Raw genomic sequence first — 14,776 nt, 5'->3', positions numbered from 1 at the left:
GCAGACGGTCTAAGACGGCAACATGATAAGGACATGACAACTCGCCCCAAACGCGTGGGCGATAGAGGGGGAGATCAGGAAATGGCTGGCTCTAAGACAAAGTCTTTGCGGGAACAGGCGCCGGCGGAGGCAGTTCCTTGCCGATCAGCTTTTCCCGATATTCCGGTGAGACCAATCCGCCGGAGATCAGCAGTTTGGCGCCGTCTTCCGGGCTCATGTCGAGAATGGTGATCTTTTCACGCGGAACGAAAACCAGAAAACCGGCTGTCGGCACCGGCGTCGGCGGCAGGAAAACGGCCACCATGTCATGCCCCATAGCGTTAAACTTGGAGGCGATTTCACCCTTGGCATCGGTCGAGATGAACACCATCGACCAGAGGCCGGGGCTCGGATATTCGATTAGGCCAACCTTCTTGAAAGACGTGCCCTGCTCTTTCAGCACGGTTTCGAAAATCTGCTTCACGCTCTTATAGATGGTTCGCACCAGCGGCACACGATGAACGATCGATTCGCCGAAACGGACGATGCTTTGGCCAATGAGGTTTTTGGCGAGGAAACCGACGATCGTGATGAAGATCATCGCGATCACCAAGCCGGTGCCAGGAACCGCGAAGTTCAGATAGCTTTCGGGATCATAGCGGGCCGGAATATAGGGCCTGACCCAGCTATCGGCCCAGTGGACCACAGACCAAGTGAGCCAGAGCGTAATGGCGATCGGCGCGCAGATAATCAGGCCCGCCAGGAAATTATTTCTGATCCGCGTTGCCACAGACACTTTGATGGGTTTTTCCGTCATTCGCCGTTCGAAAACTCCGTTCCGTCGCCACCGCTAACCGGCAAATTCCCCCACCATCTCCTCCGTAAAACGTGCCAGAAATCGGCGCGTCGCACAACCCGGCAGTCATGTCATCAATGGGAATCGGCGCCCCATTCACGACGACGTTATTTTAGGAAAAGAGCGGGGAATACGGCCTATTCTACCGTCACCGACTTGGCGAGATTGCGCGGCTGATCGACGTCCGTGCCCATAAAGACTGCCGTGTGATAGGCGAGCAGTTGGATCGGCAGCGAGAAGATGATCGGTGCGATGATTTCATCGACAACCGGCAGGGTGATCGTCGCCATTGTCGGCAAGGTGGAAGCCGCAGCCCCTGCCTCGTCGGTGATGAAGATGATGCGGCCGCCGCGGGCCGCCACCTCCTGCATGTTGGAGACGGTCTTGTCGAAGAAGCGGTCATAGGGCGCAATGACGATAACAGGCATGTTCTCGTCGATCAACGCGATCGGACCGTGCTTCAGCTCGCCGGCAGCATAGCCTTCGGCGTGGATGTAGGAGATTTCCTTGAGCTTCAGCGCGCCTTCCATGGCGAGCGGGAAGCTGGTGCCGCGGCCGAGATAAAGCACGTCGTTGAACTTTGAGATCTCGCGGGCAAGGCTTTCCATCTGCGGCTGGATGATGTTCAGCACCCGGGCCATGATGCGCGGCATCTCAACGAGATGACCCACCATCGCCTGTTCGTCCTCAGCGCTGACCGTACCACGCGCCTTGCCGGCACCGATCGCCAAAGATGCGAGCACGGCAAGCTGGCAGGTGAAGGCCTTGGTAGAGGCAACCCCGATTTCGGGGCCGGCCATGATCGGGAACACCGCATCGGATTCGCGCGCGATGGTCGATTCCTTCACATTGACCACGGCACCGATCTTCAGGCCATGATCCTTGCAGTAGCGCAGCGATGCAAGCGTATCCGCCGTTTCGCCGGATTGCGAGATGAACAGCGCAGCCTGCGAGGGCAATAGCGGCATTTCGCGATAGCGGAATTCGGAAGCCACATCGATCTCGACCGGCAGGCGGGCATAACGCTCGAACCAATATTTGCCGATCAGGCCGGCGAGATACGCTGTGCCGCAGGCTGAAATCGCCAAGCTGGACACGGCGCTGAAATCGATCGCCGACGCATTCGGGCGCACCCGATGACTGGCGAAATCGACATATTGGCTGAGCGCATGGGAGATCACCTCCGGCTGCTCGTAAATTTCCTTTTCCATGAAGTGGCGATGATTGCCCTTGTCAACGACATAGGCAGTCGCCTGCGATATCTGCCGAACGCGGCTGACCTCCTGGCCGCTGAAATCGACGACCGTGGCGCCATCGCGGGTGATGATCGCGCAGTCGCCGTCAACGAGATAGGTGATCTCGTTGGTGAAAGGCGCAAGCGCAATCGCGTCGGAACCGAGGAATGTCTCGCCATTGCCGAAACCGATGGCGAGCGGCGGGCCGGAGCGGGCCGCCATGAGCGTATTGGGATCGTTCTGGAACATGACGACCAGTGCATAGGCACCGGTGACGCGGTTCAGCATCTTCAGCATGGCTGTGCGCGGATCGAGGCCCTGGCGGAGATATTTCGCCAGAAGATGCGCAACAACTTCCGTATCGGTCTGTGTGGCAAAGACCCTGCCCTCGGCCTTCAATTCCTCACGCAGCTCGGAGAAATTCTCGATAATGCCATTGTGAACAACGGCGACGCCTTCGACAAAATGCGGATGGGCGTTGGTCTCGTTGGGAACGCCATGGGTCGCCCAACGGGTGTGAGCAATGCCGGTGACGCCGGGCAGCGGTTCGACATCCAGCCGCTTTTCGAGATTGAAGAGTTTTCCTTCGGCGCGGCGGCGGTCCATGACGCCGTTATGGATGGTGGCAACGCCAGCCGAATCGTAGCCGCGATATTCGAGACGCCGCAAGGCATCTACCAACCGTGCCGCCACAGGCTTCGTTCCGACAATCCCGACAATGCCGCACATGCAATTCTCCGTCTGGCCCAAAATCTTGGCGCAAGTCCTAATGATTCTTATAGTTTTCTCAATTGCCGCGATGGTCACTTTCGGTTTCCGACCGTTACGCGACCCTACTGCAACGCGGATCCAAAGGACGCGTTGAGAACGCAGTAGGACTTTAGAGTAGCGCATATTCCTTTCCTTAAATCGATTCCGATTTAAGGGCTCATGCGCTGGACTTTAGGCTTAGTGGCTGCCCTTCTTCGCTGCCTTGATGGCCAAGGCTCTCTCGCGAATGACCTTGGCACGGCCAGGTTTTACCTCCTGGCGGGCGCGACCGAAGGCAAGCGCATCGGCAGGCACATCCTCGGTGATGACGCTGCCTGAGGCGACATAGGCGTTGTCGCCGATACGCACGGGCGCAACCAGCGACGAGTTCGAGCCGATGAAGCTGTTGGCGCCGATATGCGTCTCGTGCTTGTTGACGCCATCATAGTTGCAGGTGATCGTGCCCGCGCCGATATTGCTGCCGGCGCCGACCGTGGCATCGCCGATATAGGTCAGGTGATTGACCTTCGCGCCCTCGCTGATCTTGCCGTTCTTCACCTCGCAGAAATTACCAACCTTCGAGCCGCCGGCAAGGTCCGCACCCGGACGCAGCCGCGCGAAGGGGCCGACCGTGGCGCCGGCGCTGACATGGGCGCCTTCGATATGCGAAAAGGCATGGATGACCGCGCCGCCATCGATGACGGCGCCGGGGCCGAAGACGACGTTCGGCTCGATCAGCGCGTCCTGGCCAATTACCGTGTCATAGGCAAGAAACACCGTTTCTGGCGCAATCATCGTGACGCCTGAAAGCATCAGCTCATGACGGCGCCGCTCCTGCCAGAGCCGCTCGATAACGGCGAGTTCGGCGCGGTTGTTGCAGCCGGTCATCTCCACTTCGGGCGCATCGACGGCGACCGCGCGGCCGCCGAGAGAGCGGGCGATCTCGACGAGATCGGTCAGATAATATTCGCGCTTGGCATTGTCGTTGCCGATACGGTCGAGCAGATCGAGCGCCTTGCGGCCGCTGATCGCCATCAGGCCGCTATTGCACCAGGTAACCGCAAGCTCGGCGTCGGTCGCGTCCTTTGCCTCACGGATGGCGATCAGCTCGCCGTCCTTGACGAGCAGCCGGCCATAGGCGTTGGGGTTTTCCGTATGAAAGCCGATGACGACGATGTCATTGCCATCGGCTAGCCCCTGACGTGCCGCGCGAAGCGGCGCATCGGTGAGCAGCGGCACGTCGCCGTAGGCCACCAGGATATCGTCATACCCTTTGGCGATCGCCTCGCGCGCCGCAAGCACTGCATGGCCGGTGCCGAGACGCTCTTTCTGCAGATAGGCTTCCACTTTGACGCCGCCGACGGCGGCCGCCGCAGTGACCTCCTCCGCGTTGCGGCCGACCACGAGCGCGGCAGCAGAAATATCGGTCTTGGCAATCGCGTCCATCACATGTGCAATCATCGGACGGCCGGCGATTGGGTGCAGCACCTTGGAGATCGACGATTTCATGCGGGTGCTGTCGCCGGCGGCGAGGATGATGGCGAGGCAGGTGCGTTCCATTTCAAGCTCCGAAATACGGTCCGACGAGGCCCGAGAGCAGGCCTCATCTCCTCATAGCAACTAGTTGAGCGGTGAACTACGGCGAAATTAGACGTAGACGTCAAGCGTCCGCGAGCGCCGCGAAGGCTTGCTGGACATGCCGGCGGCCGTCGAAAATAACGAATTCCATCGCCTTGTGCGCCGCCAGTTCGTCGCCGGCGGCGATAGCGTCGACGATCGCCATATGCGTATCGGCAATATTGCCGAAGCCGTTGCTGGTCGGAGGTGCGCTCATCCGGAACATGCCGACGAGGGCCGCTTCGATCAGGCCGCCGAGCGAACGCATGAAGGGATTGTGGGAGGCTTCCGTGATCGCCAGGTGAAAGTGAAGATCGGCGACGGCGAGACTATCAGGCGTATGTTCCGGCGCGGCCATGGCCATCGCCAGCTTTCGCAACGACTCGATTTCTTCGGGGCTGGCCCGCTTCGCCACGAGGCTGGCGGCAAACGGCTCGAAGGCCAAACGAATGTCGTAGAGGTGGAGAAGGAACTCCTCGTTGACGCCGCTTTCAAAGTGCCAGGTCAGCACCGCGCTGTCGAACATGTTCCAATGGATCTTTTCGGTGACACGGGTTCCGACGCGGGCGCGCGGCACGACCAATCCTTTTGCCGCGAGCGTCTTCATGCTCTCGCGCAGCACGGTGCGCGACACCTTGAACCGCTGCAGAAGATCGCTGTCGCCAGGGAGAATGCTGCCGATGGGAAAGGCGCCGGACACAATCGCTTTTCCAAGATCATCCACGACCTGAGCATGGCTCGTTCGGGATTTTCCTTCGGTTTTCCTGGTTTCAAGCAATCGGCCGCGCAAACACTCTGTCCTTCCCTAAGCGTAACGTCGATTGAAGCGGGAAAGCAGCAGAAGTCCCTTCTGCATCAGAATAAACGCAAAGAGCAGCAGCCCGATTAATATCTTAGTCCACCAACTGGAGAGCGTTCCATCAAAGGTGATATAAGTCTGAATCAAGCCCTGTATGAGAATTCCGATGAGAGTTCCTCCAACGAACCCTGCTCCCCCCGTGAGCAATGTTCCACCTATGACCACGGCGGCAATGGCATCCAGCTCGACCCCAACCGTAGCCAGCGAATATCCTGCCGACGTATAGAGCGAAAAAACGATTCCGGATAGACCGGCGAGAAAGCCGGACAGCGCATAGATCTGGATCGTTGTGCGGCCGACCGGCACACCCATCAACTGAGCCGTCTGCACCCCGCCGCCCAACGCATAGACGTTGGCGCCAAAGCGGGTGCGATGCGCCAGCACAATGCCGCCTGCAAAGACGATCAGCATGATACCGCCGATCAGCGTCAGACGGCCGCCGCCTGGCAGCAATAGATAGAGATCGCTCAGTTGCGAATAGAAATCATGCTCGATCGGGATACTGTCGATCGAGAGGACGAAAGCGATGCCGCGCGCGAGAAACATGCCCGCCAAAGTGACGATGAAGGGCGGCATGCTGAGATAGTGGATGATGGCACCCATGCCCGCGCCGAAGATCGTCGTGATCGCCAGAACAAGCGCGAAGGCGAGCAACGGATGGATAGAGGTATCTCGCAGAACGATAGCCAGGAAGACGCCGGTAAAGGCGATGACCGAACCGATCGACAGATCGATGCCGCCGGAAAGGATGACGAACGTCATGCCGACGGCGGCAATTCCGAGAAAAGCGTTATCCGTCAGCAGATTGCCGACGACGCGCGTCGACAGCATGGTCGGAAACTCCATCACGCAGCCGGTATAGGCCAGCAGAAAAATGACGATCGTCACGAGCAGAGGAAGATATTTCGAATTCACTTTGCCTGCTCCTCATGGATCATCTGCGCCGCGCCCCGCCGACGCCAGAAAAACGACGAGACGGATTGGAGAGCTGGAGACTGGATGACCAGAATGATGATGACGATGACGGCCTTGATCACCAGATTGAACTCCGGCGGGAAGCCGGACAGCAGAATGCCCGTATTGACAGACTGGATGATCATCGCGCCGATCAGCGAGCCGACGATGCTGAAACGACCGCCAAGAAGAGAATTGCCACCGACGACGACGGCGAGGATCGCGTCAAGTTCAAGCCAAAGACCGGCATTGTTCGCATCGGCGCCCTTGATATCGGCGGAAACGATGATGCCGGCGATCGAAGCGCACAGGCCGCTCAGCGCATAGACGGCGATCAGCAGCACCGGCGTCTGAATGCCCGAGAGCGTGCTGGCCCGCCGGTTGATGCCGATCGCCTCGACGAGCATGCCGAGAGCTGTGCGTCTCACCAGAAGAATAACCGCCAATGCCACTAACAGCCAGATGACGACAGGCATCGGCAGGGAGCCGAAGGATCCGCTTCCCAAGAAGATGAGCCCATCGTCATTGAAGGTCATGATGACGCCTTCGGTGATCAATTGGGCTATCCCACGGCCGGCGACCATCAGCACCAGCGTGGCGATGATCGGCTGAATATCGAGAACCGCGACGAGGAATCCGTTCCAAAGCCCGCATGCAAGCCCGACGCCGATGGTCAGTAGCAGCGTATAGGCGAGAGAATGTCCGGAGACGATGGCGGATGCCGCAACGGCGCCGCAAATTGCAATCACCGCGCCGACCGAGAGATCGATGCCCTTGGTGGCGATGACGAGCGTCATGCCGATGGACAGAAGCGCTACGGGCGCACCGCGATTAAGAACATCGATGATGCTGCCATACAATCTGCCATTTTGCAGTTCCAGATGAAAGAACTGTGGGAACATAATGAAATTCAATAGAAGAATCGCTGACAGCGCAATGAGCTGCGGGGCCAATCGAAGCAACAGGGCCTTGATCTGGGAACTCATGCTTCCTCCCGCTTGCTCTCGCCCGTCGCGATCGAGTCGACGATATGGCTGGCGGTAATCTTGTCGCCTGTCAGTTCGGCAATATGTTCGCGGTCACGCAGCACGATGACGCGGGAACTATAGGCCACGAGTTCCTCCAGCTCGGACGAGATCACGACTAGCGACATTCCCTGCTGGCAAAGATCTTCGATCAGTCGGATGATCTCCGCGTGCGCGCCGACATCGATGCCGCGCGTCGGCTCGTCCAGGATCAGGAAATTGGGATTGGTCGCCAGCCAGCGCGCCAGAATGGCCTTCTGCTGATTGCCGCCGGACAGCAGCCTTATCGGCTTTTCGCGGTCGGTGGTGCGGATGTCCAGCGCCTTGATATAGCGATCGGCGATCGCGTTCTGCTCGCTACGCGGTAATGGGCGCGCCCAGCCGCGGCGGGCTTGGAGCGCCATGACTATGTTTTCGCGGATGGAAAGGTCGCCGATGATGCCATCCGTCTTGCGGTCTTCGGGGCAAAAGCCGAAGCCGCTCTTGATGGCAGCGCGAGGGCCCGAAAGGGTCACATTCCTGTCCTCGATCTTTGCCTCGCCGCTGTCGGCGCGCTCGACGCCGAAAAGCACTTCCGCGGTTTCCGTGCGTCCTGAGCCCAGCAGACCGGCAATCCCCACCACTTCTCCGACACGAACCTCCAAGTCGAAGGGTTTAATTTTGCCGCGTTTGCCGAAATTGGTGAAGCGATATCTGACCGGCCCGCTTTCGCCGACCGCCTGCTTCGCGGTCGCTTCGACCTGCGCGAGTTCGCGGCCTAGCATCATGGCGATCAGGGTTTGCCGGGAAAGGCCCTCCGCATCGCGCGTGCCCACAAGGCGGCCGTTGCGCAGAACGGTTATGCGGTCGCAGATCTGATAGACCTGCTCAAGAAAATGCGTAATGAAAACAATTCCTAATCCGCGCTGCTTCAGATTCTGGATAATACCGAAAAGCATGGCAACTTCGTGCGTATCGAGGCTGGCCGTCGGCTCGTCGAGGATCAGAACCTTGCCAGAGAGATCCACGGCACGTGCGATCGCGATGACTTGCTGAATTGCGACGGAGAAACGGTCGAGCTGACGACTGACATCAATGTCTATGCCGTATTGCGACAACAGGTCTTTCGCCATGCTGTTCATCGCACGGCTGCTGATCATGCCGAGCCGTCTTGGCTGCCGGCCGAGAAACAGATTTTCCGCTACACTCAAATTCGCAAGGAGGTTCACCTCCTGATAGACCGTTCCGATACCAAGCTTCTGCGCCGCCAGCGTATCGTGCGGGTCGATTTCGGCGCCATCGAGAACAAGGCTGCCTGCGTCGCGGCGATAGGCGCCGGTCATGCACTTGATCAGCGTCGATTTCCCAGCACCATTTTCGCCGAGAAGCGCATGAACCTCGCCCCGCCGCAACGTGAAATCGACATGATCCAGAGCGGTGGAGCCGGGAAAATATTTGCAGAAGCCGGTAGCCGTCAGAAGACGCTCGACATCGTGAGCCATGGAGCAAGAATTTCCTTGAATTGAGCCGGTATGCAAAAGTGCGAAATACGCCGCTCGCTAAAGCGCCGTGCGTACATCTTACTCGCATTCGGGTAGTTCACCTAAATGCGGAAGCTTCCCCGCCCGCAATGCCGCGTAGAAAAGCCCGCATCGGCCGTTTGCCAGCCGATGCGGTTCGCTTTTTTTACATCAATAGCCCTGGTTCTTCTTCTCCTCGTAGACCTTCTGCGGGTCGTCAGACTGTGTGTACAGCTTCGACTCGGTCTGGATCCACTTCGGCGGCTCCTTCTTGGTCTTGAGGTACGCGTCGAGGGCATCGAAGGCGGGGCCGGCCATGTTCGGCGTCAGTTCCACCGTCGCGTTTGCTTCGCCGGCAGCCATGGCCTTGAAGAGGTCCGGAACCGAATCGATGGATACGGTCAGGATATCCTTGCCCGGCTTCAGGCCGGCTTCCTTGATCGCCTGGATGGCGCCGACGGCCATGTCGTCGTTATGAGCGTAGAGCGCGCAGATGTCCTTGCCGCCATTTTCGGCCTTCAGGAAGCTTTCCATGACTTCCTTGCCCTTGGCGCGGGTGAAATCGCCGGTCTGGCTGCGGACGATCTTCAGGTTGTCATGGCCCTTGATGGCTTCTTCGAAGCCCTTCTTGCGGGCGATGGCCGGCGAGGAACCGGTGGTGCCCTGAAGCTCGACGATATTGCACTTCTTGTCGCCGACAGTCTTCACAAGCCAGTCGCCGGCAACCTTGCCTTCGTGAATCTGGTCCGAGGTAACGGCGGTCAGATAGAGATCCTTCGGGGCGTTGATCGTGCGGTCAAGCAGGATGACGGGGATCTTGGCTTCCTTGGCTTCCTTCAGAACAGAGTCCCATCCCGTTTCCACGACGGGCGCCAGGAGAATCGCGTCGACACCCTGCGCGATGAAGGAGCGAATCGCCTTGATCTGGTTTTCCTGCTTCTGTTGGGCATCGGCGAATTTGAGGTCGATGCCGCGCTTTTCAGCCTGCTGTTTCGTAACCGTCGTTTCCGCCGCACGCCAGCCGGATTCCGAACCGATTTGCGAAAAGCCGACGACCAAATTCTTTGCCGATGCGGTCGTAAACATGCAAGCAGCAAGAATCGTGGCACTCACCAGTGCAGTCTTAAATTTCATGATGTCCTCCCAATTGGCCAACTCCTACGGCCGAAGGCAAAAAATCATATAGTAATACTTTTGTAAATCGGGATTCTATGACGCACTGCAACAAAAAAGGGCGTCCCTTGGACGCCCTTTTCAACTCAAGCGTTTTCCGCCTGATTTTCTTATTTTGAAGCCGGCAGCTTGTCGTCGACGCCTTCGATATAGAAGTTCATGCCGAGCAGCGTACCGTCATCAGCTTTCTCGCCCGCCTTCAGCCAGGGCGTGCCGTCCTGCTTGTTGATCGGGCCGGTGAAGGGCGCGAGTTCGCCGGACTTGATCTTGGCTTCGGTCTCTTCAGCCATCTTCTTCACGTCGTCGGGCATGTTGGTGTACGGCGCCATCTTCAGAATGCCGTCCTTCAGGCCATCCCAGCTCTGTTCGGCCTTCCAGGTGCCGTCAAGCAGCGCATGGACGCGTTTGGAGTAGTAGTTGCCCCAGGTGTCGACGACGGCCGTCAACTGCGCCTTCGGGCCGGAGGCGATCATGTCGGACGCCTGACCGAAGGCATGGATGCCGCGCTCTTCAGCCACCTGCATCGGTGCCGTCGTATCGGTGTGCTGCGTCAGGATATCGACGCCCTGGTCCACCATGGCCTTGGCAGCGTCGGCTTCCTTGCCGGGATCGAACCAGGTGTTGACCCAGACGACCTTGAGCTTGAAGCTCGGATCGACCGAGCGCGCGCCCTGCTCGAAGGAGTTGATGCCCATCACCACTTCCGGGATCGGGAAGGAAGCGATGTAGGCGGCACCGTGATTCTTCGACATCTTGGCAGCGATCTGACCCAGGATGTAGCGGCCTTCATAGAAGCGCGAGTTGTAGGTGGCGAGATTCGGGCCGCTCTTGAAGCCGGTCGCATGCTCGAACTTTACCTTCGGGAACTTCGCGGCGACCTTGACGGTCGCGTCCATGAAGCCGAACGACGTGGAGAAGATCAGCGAGCAGCCGGAGCGGGCGAGTCGCTCGATGGCGCGTTCGGCGTCCGGGCCTTCCGGTACGTTTTCGAGATAAGGCGTATCGATCTTGTTGCCAAACTCCTTCTGGACCTGCTGACGGCCGAGATCGTGCGCCTGCGAATAACCGCCGTCCGTATGCGAGCCGACATAGACAAAGCAGACCTTGGTCGGAGCCGCTTCGGCCGCAGCGCCGAAGCCGACAATGGCAGCGGCCGTGGTGGCGAGTGCGAGTGCTAGTTTTTTCATGGTTACCCCTGCTGGTTTGATATTTACGAAATCCGTCCGGTTGTTGTTCTTAGCGCTCCGGAACGAAGGCCTTGCCGAGCGACGCTGGCGTATTGATCAATGTCGCCCGACGATTTTGAGAGATGATGATGAGAACCACAATAGTCGATGCGTAGGGAAGCATCGACAGAAACTGTGAGGGGATGCCGACGCCGAAGCCCTGCGCATGAAACTGCAGGATCGTCACTGCGCCGAAGAGATAGCCGCCGGCCAGGACGCGCATCGGCCGCCACGACGCGAAGACAACAAGGGCCAGCGTCACCCAGCCGCGGCCGGCCGACATGTTCTCGACCCATTGCGGCGTGTAGACCAGCGACAACTGTGCACCAGCGAGCCCGGCGCAGGCGCCGCCGAACATGACGGCGAGATAGCGCGTGCGGATGACGTCGATGCCGAGGGCATGTGCCGAGCCATGACTGTCGCCGATGGCGCGCAGCTTCAGGCCACTGCGGCTGCGGAAGAGGAACCAGTTGACCCCGATGAGCAGCGCGATCGACAGATAGAAAGTCAGATCCTGCTTGAACAGCACCGGCCCGACGAGCGGAATGTCGGACAAGAGCGGGAAGACGATTTCCCGCAACTGCACTCCGGGCACACTGACATAACCTTCCCCGATCATGCCGGAGAGACCGAGGCCAAGGATGGTCAGCGCCAGACCCGTCGCCACCTGATTGGTCACCAGCGTCAGCGTCAGGAAGCCGAACAACAGCGAAAATAGCGTGCCGCCGGCAATGCCGGCGATGAGACCCACATAGGGTGATCCGCTCATCTGTGCGCCGACAAAGGCGGCGACAGCACCGATGATCATCATGCCTTCGACGCCAAGATTGAGCACACCGGAGCGTTCCACCACAAGTTCGCCGAGGCCGGCGATAACAAGCGGCGTCGAGGCCGTGATGATGGTGAGGAGGATCGCTTCAAAGACACTCATACTCATGCCGCACCTCCCCGAACCCGCGACCAGACCAGCCGGATCTTATAATTGATCAGCGTATCGCAGGAGAGCACGAAGAAAAGCAACAACCCCTGGAAGACGCTCGCCGCCTTGGCGGAGATGCCGGGGGATAATTGCGCCGCCTCGCCGCCGAGATAGGTCAGCGCCAGCACGAAGCCCGAGAGGATCGCGCCGAGCGGATTGAGACGCGCCAGGAAAGCAACGATGATGGCGGTAAAGCCGTAGCCCGGCGATATTGCCGGCTGCAGATGGCCGATCGAACCCGCAACTTCGGAAATGCCAGCAAGACCTGCTAGCGCGCCGGAGAAGAGAAAGCCGAACCAGACCATTTTTCGCGAAGAGAATCCGGCGAAGCGCCCTGCCCGTTCTGATTGGCCGAGAACGGTTATCTCGAAGCCCTTCAGCGTATATTTCATCATGAACCAGGCAAGGATCGCCGCGACGATGGCAAAGATGATCCCCCAATGCGCCCGACCGGAGTCCGCCCAGATCGCTGGCAGCACCGCCTCCGGCGGAAAATCGATGCTCTGCGGGAAATTATGGCCCTGCGGATCGCGCCAAGGGCCGCGTGAGAGCCAATCCAGATAGAGCTGCCCGATATAAACGAGCATCAAGCTCGTCAGGATCTCATTGGTGTTGAAATGCGCCTTCAACAACGCCGGAATGGCGGCATAGAGCGCCCCGCCGACGGCGCCGGCGATCAGCATCAGCGGCAGGACCATCGGCGAATGCCAATCGGTGAAGACAATCGGAATGTAGGAGCCGGCGACCGCACCGATGGTGAATTGGCCTTCGGCGCCGATGTTCCAGTTGTTGGACCGATAGCAGACGCAAAGGCCGACCGCGATCAGGATCAGCGGCCCCGCCTTGATCGCCAGTTCGTGCAGCGACCAGACTTCCAGCAGAGGCTCAACGAAGAAAGCATCCAGCGCTTCCACAGGGTCCTTGCCGAGTACGGCGAACATAATGGTACCGGCAATCAGCGCGAGCGCGAGGGCGAGCAGCGGCGACAGGAAGCCGAACAGTTTCGAAGCCTGCGGGCGCCTTTCAAGTTCAATGCGCATGCATGGGCTCCGGATGCGTCTTTGATTCATGCAGGCCGCCCATCAGGAGACCGATCTTTTCCCGTGTCAGCTCGCCCGCCGGATAAGCCGGCGACAGCCGTCCTTCCGAAATGACGGCAATATCGGTGGCCACCTCGAATATTTCGTCGAGATCCTGACTGATGACCAGCACGGCCGAGCCGTTACGGGCAAGATCGACCAGCGCCTGACGGATATGGCTTGCGGCACCCGCATCGACACCCCAGGTCGGCTGGTTGACGACCAGCACCGTCGGCTGCCGGTCCAGCTCACGACCGACGATGAACTTTTGCAGGTTACCGCCGGAGAGCGAGCCCGCAGTCGGGTCCTCGCCGCTTTTGCGCACGTCCATGGCTTCGGAAATGCGCTTGGTCGCCTGTTTGACCGCGCCCCGACGGATCACCTTCAGGAAACCACCGCCGAGGAAGGCCCGGCGGTCCGATTTGCTGCGGGCCAGCACAAGATTGTCTGAAAGCTTCAGCCCCGACACCGCCGCATGGCCATGCCGCTCTTCCGGCACGAAACCGGCACCCAGCAGGCGGCGCGTATTGATACCCTTGGTGCCGACCGCCTGGCCACGCACCAGGATCAAATCGTCTGAAGGCACGGTATGTTCGCCGGAAACGACATCGAACAACTCCCCCTGCCCGTTGCCGGCAACGCCGGCGATCGCCAGGATCTCGCCTGCGCGTACGCGCAGCGAAACATTCTTCAACGACATGGCAAAAGGCGTGCGTGCGGGCACGGAGAGACCGGCGACCTCGAGCTGGATATCGCCCTTCTTGCCAAGGCCTTCATGCCGCACGCTGGCAACATCGCTGCCGACCATCATGCGGGCGAGCGAGCCGGGCGTTTCCTGCCGTGGGTCACAGGCACCGGTTACCTTGCCATGGCGCAGCACCGTAGCGCGGGAGCAGATGCGTTGCACCTCCTCCAGGCGGTGGCTGATATAAAGCACCGAACGCCCCTCGTCCCGGAGCCGGAAGAGCGTTTCGAACAGGCGGTCGGCTTCCTGCGGCGTCAGCACCGAGGTCGGCTCATCGAGGATGATCAGCTTCGGATTCTGCAGCAGCGCACGAACGATTTCGATGCGCTGGCGCTCGCCGACGGAAAGGTCGGCGACGTGAGCATGGGGATCGAGCGGCAGGCCATAGGCTTGCGACAGGCTCGCAGCCTCCTCGGCGATCTTGCCGATCGGGATGCTGTCATCAAGGGAAAGGGCGACATTCTCAGCGACCGTCAGCGCCTCAAACAAGGAGAAATGCTGAAACACCATGCCGATGCCGAGCTTGCGCGCTTCGCCCGGCGAGCCAATCGAGACGAGTTGGTTTTGCCAGGCGATTTCGCCCTCGGTCGGCTCCAAAACGCCGAACAGCATCTTCACCAGAGTGGATTTGCCCGCGCCGTTCTCACCGAGCAGAGCGTGAATCTCGCCGGGCTGAATTTCCAGATCAATTCCATTGCAGGCAGCAAAGCTACCGAACAGCTTAGTCAGTTTGCGAACCGACAATAACGCACCGGTTGCCGGCACATCGAATGACGACACGTTCCCCTCATTTCCTTCCC

At 59.5% G+C, this 14,776-nt stretch carries 12 protein-coding genes; all 12 read right to left on the bottom strand.

Features of this window, described 5'->3' with window-relative positions:
* Nucleotides 1-91: 91 nt before the first annotated feature.
* Nucleotides 92-796, bottom strand: coding sequence for a DUF502 domain-containing protein (locus ACXHXG_RS28205; protein ID WP_104823043.1), 705 nt, complete (start codon nucleotides 794-796; stop codon nucleotides 92-94).
* Between the two features lie 176 nt (nucleotides 797-972).
* Nucleotides 973-2,799, bottom strand: coding sequence for a glutamine--fructose-6-phosphate transaminase (isomerizing) (gene glmS, locus ACXHXG_RS28200; protein ID WP_457901451.1), 1,827 nt, complete (start codon nucleotides 2,797-2,799; stop codon nucleotides 973-975).
* A gap of 219 nt (nucleotides 2,800-3,018) precedes the next feature.
* Nucleotides 3,019-4,380, bottom strand: a complete 1,362-nt coding sequence (glmU, locus tag ACXHXG_RS28195) for a bifunctional UDP-N-acetylglucosamine diphosphorylase/glucosamine-1-phosphate N-acetyltransferase GlmU (protein ID WP_457901450.1) — start codon at nucleotides 4,378-4,380, stop codon at nucleotides 3,019-3,021.
* A 100-nt stretch (nucleotides 4,381-4,480) separates the two neighbouring features.
* Nucleotides 4,481-5,227 carry a FadR/GntR family transcriptional regulator gene (locus ACXHXG_RS28190; protein WP_104823040.1) on the bottom strand — a complete coding sequence of 249 codons (747 nt, stop codon included), beginning with the start codon at nucleotides 5,225-5,227 and terminating at the stop codon, nucleotides 4,481-4,483.
* Nucleotides 5,228-5,242: 15 nt separating this feature from the next.
* The gene (gene yjfF, locus ACXHXG_RS28185; RefSeq protein ID WP_457901449.1) at nucleotides 5,243-6,211 is read right to left on the bottom strand and encodes a galactofuranose ABC transporter, permease protein YjfF; all 969 of its coding nucleotides are present in this window, start codon (nucleotides 6,209-6,211) and stop codon (nucleotides 5,243-5,245) included.
* Nucleotides 6,208-7,236: an ABC transporter permease gene (locus ACXHXG_RS28180; RefSeq protein ID WP_457901448.1), complete on the bottom strand. Its 1,029-nt coding sequence runs from the start codon at nucleotides 7,234-7,236 to the stop codon at nucleotides 6,208-6,210. The genes yjfF and ACXHXG_RS28180 overlap by 4 nt, the downstream gene beginning before the upstream one ends.
* Nucleotides 7,233-8,756, bottom strand: coding sequence for a galactofuranose ABC transporter, ATP-binding protein YtfR (gene ytfR, locus ACXHXG_RS28175; RefSeq protein WP_260303858.1), 1,524 nt, complete (start codon nucleotides 8,754-8,756; stop codon nucleotides 7,233-7,235). Before ytfR ends, ACXHXG_RS28180 begins: the two co-directional genes overlap by 4 nt.
* 189 nt (nucleotides 8,757-8,945) lie before the next feature.
* Nucleotides 8,946-9,908: a galactofuranose ABC transporter, galactofuranose-binding protein YtfQ gene (gene ytfQ / locus ACXHXG_RS28170; RefSeq protein WP_104823036.1), complete on the bottom strand. Its 963-nt coding sequence runs from the start codon at nucleotides 9,906-9,908 to the stop codon at nucleotides 8,946-8,948.
* A gap of 149 nt (nucleotides 9,909-10,057) precedes the next feature.
* A complete protein-coding gene (locus ACXHXG_RS28165; protein ID WP_283050337.1) occupies nucleotides 10,058-11,134 on the bottom strand; it encodes a BMP family ABC transporter substrate-binding protein in 1,077 nt (358 codons plus the stop codon).
* Nucleotides 11,135-11,183: 49 nt separating this feature from the next.
* A complete protein-coding gene (locus ACXHXG_RS28160; RefSeq protein ID WP_457901505.1) occupies nucleotides 11,184-12,104 on the bottom strand; it encodes an ABC transporter permease in 921 nt (306 codons plus the stop codon).
* Between the two features lie 2 nt (nucleotides 12,105-12,106).
* Nucleotides 12,107-13,192 carry an ABC transporter permease gene (locus ACXHXG_RS28155; protein ID WP_457901447.1) on the bottom strand — a complete coding sequence of 362 codons (1,086 nt, stop codon included), beginning with the start codon at nucleotides 13,190-13,192 and terminating at the stop codon, nucleotides 12,107-12,109.
* Complete coding sequence (locus tag ACXHXG_RS28150; RefSeq protein ID WP_457901446.1) at nucleotides 13,182-14,756, bottom strand: ABC transporter ATP-binding protein; 1,575 nt, start codon at nucleotides 14,754-14,756, stop codon at nucleotides 13,182-13,184. Before ACXHXG_RS28150 ends, ACXHXG_RS28155 begins: the two co-directional genes overlap by 11 nt.
* Nucleotides 14,757-14,776 lie beyond the last annotated feature (20 nt).

Source organism: Rhizobium sp. LEGMi-198b, assembly GCF_054114205.1.
The sequence above is the reverse complement of the archived record's forward strand: the minus strand, read 5'-3'. Positions and strand labels throughout refer to the sequence as shown.

Excerpts from the sequence above, each read along its gene's own strand:
- ACXHXG_RS28180 (WP_457901448.1), bottom strand. The coding sequence starts at position 7,236 with ATGAGTTCCCAGATCAAGGCCCTGTTGCTTCGATTGGCCCCGCAGCTC.
- ytfQ (WP_104823036.1), bottom strand. The coding sequence starts at position 9,908 with ATGAAATTTAAGACTGCACTGGTGAGTGCCACGATTCTTGCTGCTTGC.
- glmU (WP_457901450.1), bottom strand. The coding sequence starts at position 4,380 with ATGGAACGCACCTGCCTCGCCATCATCCTCGCCGCCGGCGACAGCACC.
- ACXHXG_RS28155 (WP_457901447.1), bottom strand. The coding sequence starts at position 13,192 with ATGCGCATTGAACTTGAAAGGCGCCCGCAGGCTTCGAAACTGTTCGGC.
- ACXHXG_RS28160 (WP_457901505.1), bottom strand. The coding sequence starts at position 12,104 with ATGAGTGTCTTTGAAGCGATCCTCCTCACCATCATCACGGCCTCGACG.
- ACXHXG_RS28205 (WP_104823043.1), bottom strand. The coding sequence starts at position 796 with ATGACGGAAAAACCCATCAAAGTGTCTGTGGCAACGCGGATCAGAAAT.
- ACXHXG_RS28165 (WP_283050337.1), bottom strand. The coding sequence starts at position 11,134 with ATGAAAAAACTAGCACTCGCACTCGCCACCACGGCCGCTGCCATTGTC.
- glmS (WP_457901451.1), bottom strand. The coding sequence starts at position 2,799 with ATGTGCGGCATTGTCGGGATTGTCGGAACGAAGCCTGTGGCGGCACGG.
- ytfR (WP_260303858.1), bottom strand. The coding sequence starts at position 8,756 with ATGGCTCACGATGTCGAGCGTCTTCTGACGGCTACCGGCTTCTGCAAA.